The organism is Streptococcus pseudopneumoniae, assembly GCF_001073085.1.
Taxonomy (GTDB): Bacteria; Bacillota; Bacilli; order Lactobacillales; family Streptococcaceae; genus Streptococcus; species Streptococcus pseudopneumoniae_M.
In genome coordinates, this window is sequence record NZ_JVFV01000006.1 from 1 (window position 1) to 4,834 (window position 4,834).

2 protein-coding genes are annotated in these 4,834 nt (G+C 40.4%); both read left to right on the top strand.

Features of this window, described 5'->3' with window-relative positions; genetic code table 11:
• On the top strand, positions 1–398 hold a 398-nt coding region (gene tnpA / locus ADH90_RS00215), incomplete at its 5' end, for an IS200/IS605 family transposase (protein ID WP_049529457.1).
• Positions 399–767: 369 nt separating this feature from the next.
• Positions 768–4,834 (top strand): CshA/CshB family fibrillar adhesin-related protein (locus tag ADH90_RS00220; protein ID WP_162837473.1); only part of this gene is annotated, 4,067 nt, incomplete at its 3' end.

A 4,834-nucleotide genomic window follows, 5' to 3' on the forward strand; every position in this document is an offset into this window, starting at 1 on the left:
CTAAGTATAGACGAAAAGTGATCTATAATCAATATCGAAGTAGTTTGGGAGAAATATTCCATAGATTATGTAGTTATAAAGGTGTTGAGATTATCGAGGGCCATTTAATGCCAGATCATGTTCATATGTTGGTAAGCATTCCACCTAGAATTAGTGTTGCAAGTTTTATGGGATATTTAAAAGGGAAAAGTGCTCTAATGATGTTCGATAAACACGCCAATCTGAAATATAAGTTTGGGAATCGACATTTTTGGGCAGAGGGCTATTATGTTAGTACAGTTGGCCTCAATGAAGCCACAATAAAAAAATACATTCAGGAACAAGAGCGAAAAGATATTGCTTTAGATAAGTTGAGTGTAAAAGAATATGAAGATCCCTTTAGGGATGGTGGCAAGTAGTACGTACGCCTCTTTGAGAGGGTTGTGACGAGTCAAATGCAATAAGGCTTGAACAAAGTAAAAGCCAGCGTCTTTAGGCGCTGGCTAGTTATCTGGGCTTATAACCCTTGTACAAACCACCCGTTTGACGGGTGGTCATGATTAAATACATAGAAAAGGTATATTGATTTTTATATGATTTACTGAATAATTTAAGCTATAAAAAGTAGAAAATTTTTCCAAAAAATTGAGCAAATTGAGCAAAATGTTTGGTATTCAAGGGCTGGCATGATAGAATATAACAGTTATTAGTTTACGAAATATAATGAATAGTAAATGTATATTTATTCTAAACTAAGTTAAATTTTATGCAACTTGGAGGTAATGTTAGTGAAAAATGATCTGTTTAATGACCGTATTAGTCGATTTTCAATTCGTAAGTTAAATGTAGGAGTTTGTTCAGTTTTACTAGGAACTTTAGTCATGCTTGGAACGGCTACAGGAGTAGCAGCTGAAGAAGTCGCTGAGAATAAGCAAACTGACGAGGTTGCTGTGACGACTGAAAAGGAGCAGCCGGAATCTCTTTCTACATCTCAAGCTGCGAAAGAAGATGTTACAACTTATCAGGCAACTCCAGTTGTTCCAGGTACAACTGAAACTAAGCTGAAACTAGATCAAACAAGATTGCAAGGCTATGTTGCTGAAATTGAAGCAAACGTGGCAAATGGTAAATACAGCAACAAGACAGACGAGAGTGTTGAAATTCTTAAGGTAGGTCTTGCCAATGCTAAAAATGCACTTACTTCTGCTACAAGCCAAGCTGAACTTGACGCAGCTTACCAATCACTTGTAACAATTGTCAATGCTAAGCTTAAAAACAAAGAAAAAGCTGTAGCCGAAGAAAAAGTAGCAGCTACTGAAAAGACAGAAGCTACTACAGGTAAACCTGCAGAAAACACAAAGCCAGCTGAAGGTACAAACGCAATCGCAAATACAGGGAAAAACGACCCTCGTAATGGAAAAGAGATTGATAAAAACACAGCCTTCCGTGCAGATACTGCAACAGCTACTGGAATTGGTGCAGACGTTGTAGACGCAACTTCAACTCCAAAAGTTGAAAAACCAGGCTTTACAACAGACCTTGACGCAAAATCTTTGACTAGCCAGATTACATGGTTGGACTTTGGAGATGTAGCCAACTGGACAGGGGCAAAAACAGTCATCGTTCCTAAAAATGACCAATTTCCTGATAAAGATTTAGAAGAAAAACTAGCTCTTCAAGTTGGCGCTACTTATACCAAGGAAATCATGCCTGGCTATGTAGTCACTGTAAAAGTCAAATCCTTGAAGCCTTTCCAAGCAACTGAGATCTATAAAAAACGGATGGAAGAGCAAGGGGCTACAGAAGCTGAAAAAGCGACATATGATCCAAACGCAAAAAATGGATATGTAAAGGGTGTAACTTCAACAGGCGCTAAAAAAGCTTTTAACGATGGCATGGAAGCCGACATTGTCGCTGATGCGCAAAATGGTTGGACTGAAATCAGATTTGAGAACGTTGATACGAAAACCAAGAAGACTACCATGGGTTCAGCTATGAATGGTGGAAATATTGGAGTTCAGTTTGAAATCTCTGCAACCTTCCGTGGTAAGACAGTTAAGCCAGCTATTGTTATGGCTGATGGGGAGTCTGCTAACCCTGGTGAATTTGTTATGTTCACTACCAATGGAGAAGGTTGGCAACACCTTGGAGAATGGAAAAAGTTTACCAGACCATCCACCTCTGAAACTTACGTTCCGCAAGATACAGATAACCTTTTGGGGCCTACACCTAAATATAATAACATTAACCTAAGACAACTTCGTGATTCTAATGAAGTTGGACCAGAAAAGAAACCAGTAGCTTGGAAATATTTCGGAAATCCTGACCAAGTTACGGGTGGTCTAGGAACTGGTATCTTTGGACCAAACATTTCTGCAGGTAATTATACTGTTCCAATCGTGATGACACGTGGTGCCTCGGAAGTGGGGCTTTATATCGCTTCAGGTGGGAAACAGTCCGCTATGCTAGGATTCTTCCCACTTGATGAAGGAGATGCTCCTGAGTCATATGGTAAGGCGGTCCATACCATTGCAACTGTAGACGGTGTTACTGGTGGTAAAGTAAACCAACCCTATCTCGGACATTTGAGTCCTGATATGGATGAAAACAACACCCTTGATTGGACGGGTGATGACAAGGCGACCACTGCGGATGAAGGAATCGACCAATTGCTTCCAGATGATCTTAAAGGGAAAACCAATGATATGATCAAGATGGACCGTACCAAACCAGGTAATTATAAGATTTCTGTTGAAGCCCATACTGATGGGGCTGCACAGGCAAATATCTACGGTTGGGTAGACTTCAATCAAAATGGAACTTTCGATGAAGACGAGCGTTCAAATTTAGCTACTATTACGAAAGATGGTATAGTTGAGTTAACATTTACAAGCAGCAAAACTTATATTGACCCTAGTGTTACTGAATTGGGGGTTCGTCTTCGTATCGCTAAGAATGCTAAAGAAATTGAAAGCCCAACAGGTATGGCCTTCTCAGGAGAAGTAGAAGACTTCAAGACTCAAATTACGCACCCACCAAAAGGGGAATTCAAGGAAACTTCTGGTCTTCAAGCTGCTAAACAAACAGCAACTGTAGCCTTTACTGCTCGAGGTTTGCAAGTCTATAGCTTAACTGAATCAGCAAAAATTGATGAAACAGTAGCACCATACATTGTCGATGCAAATGGGAACAAGGCTACTTTGGATGCTGAAGGCTACTATGTCGTACCAGGTCAAGGTAAATATAAGATTACCGCAAATGGTAAAGACGTAGATGTAGAATTCATCCCTGAAGATAATTTCTTAGGAACAGCTGATGGAATCTCTATCCGTCGTACAGATAGTAATGGCTACGACACAGGTTGGTCAACTAAATTCCCAGCTAATGAAGCTAATGTTGATACTTTGATAAATACAATGGATGGACTTTATATCCCGACTGTAACTCCAAATAATTTGGAAGGGCTTGATAAAACTTCAACAGACGTTCAAGGAGCTAGTCAAATAGCCGCTCCAGAATTTGCTCTTGAAGGAACAAATAGTAATGGTGAGAAAGTTAAAATCACACCTGATTTTGATTATCCAGCGAAGTTTGTGAGTCCTACGACTGGCAAGGTTATCAATGACCCTGTTCTAACTGTAGAAGGGGAAGGGATTTACTACTTAGACGATTTGACTGGGAAAGTTACCTTTGTGCCGGAACCAGGATTTACTGGCACTGCTAAGGGAGTAACAGTTTCACTTACTGCACCAGTTGGACGAGATAAAAATAAACAAGTTCAGTCAGAATTTATAAAAACAGCTACTGCTAAGTATACTCCAACAGTAACCCCAACCACAATCAGCCCTACTAATAAGGTTTCTGAGGATGTGCAAAATGTCCCTCAAACTCAAACGCCTACGTTTGAGTTAAGCAATGACAAGGCTACGAATATTACTAGCAAGAAATTAGTAGATCCAGTAACTGGCCAGCCTACTGATGAAACCAGTGTGAAAGTAGCAGGAGAAGGAACATATACAATCAATCCTACTACAGGTGAGGTTACATTTACTCCTGAAAAAGATTTTGTTGGAACTGCAACAGGTGTAACAGTTCAAGCAACTGCTACAATTACAAATGCCAACGGTAAGACAGCAACAATTACATCCGATGCAACCTACACACCAACAGTTGTAGCGGCTGTTCCAACAGCAAACCCTGCAACTTCTAAAGATATTCAAGGTGCAACACAAACAGGGACACCAACCTTTGCAGGAACAACTGTTCAAGTAAATGGTCAAGATAAACCTGTAACCATTAAATCAAATAGTTATAAGCTCTTGGATAAAGATGGTAATGAAGTTACAACTACGCCAGCTTATGCTGCCGATGGTACAACGCCAATCGGTACATTCACGATCGATCCAGCAACTGGTACTGTAACATTCACACCAACTGATAAATCATACACAGGTGCTGTAACACCAGTCAAGGTTCAAGCTGAAAGCTCAAACGGTATCAAGGTGAATACAACTTATACACCTGAAATTGTTCCAGTAACTCCAACGGCTACTCCAGTTGAATCAACAGATATCCAAGGTGCGACTCAAACAGGTAAACCTGAATTCAAGGGAGGAACAGTAACCGTTGATGGTGTTGAGAAAACAGTAGCTATCAATGAAGATGTTCCAGCGACATTTGACGATGGTTCAACAACTAAGACAGTAGATGGTGTCGGTACCTACACAGTAGCTCCAGATGGAACAGTTACATTCGTGCCAGAAAAATCATTCGTCGGAACTGCACCTGCCGTGACTGTTGTCCGTGAAGATAAGAACGGAACCAAAGTTTCTGCAACATACACCCCGACAGTAAC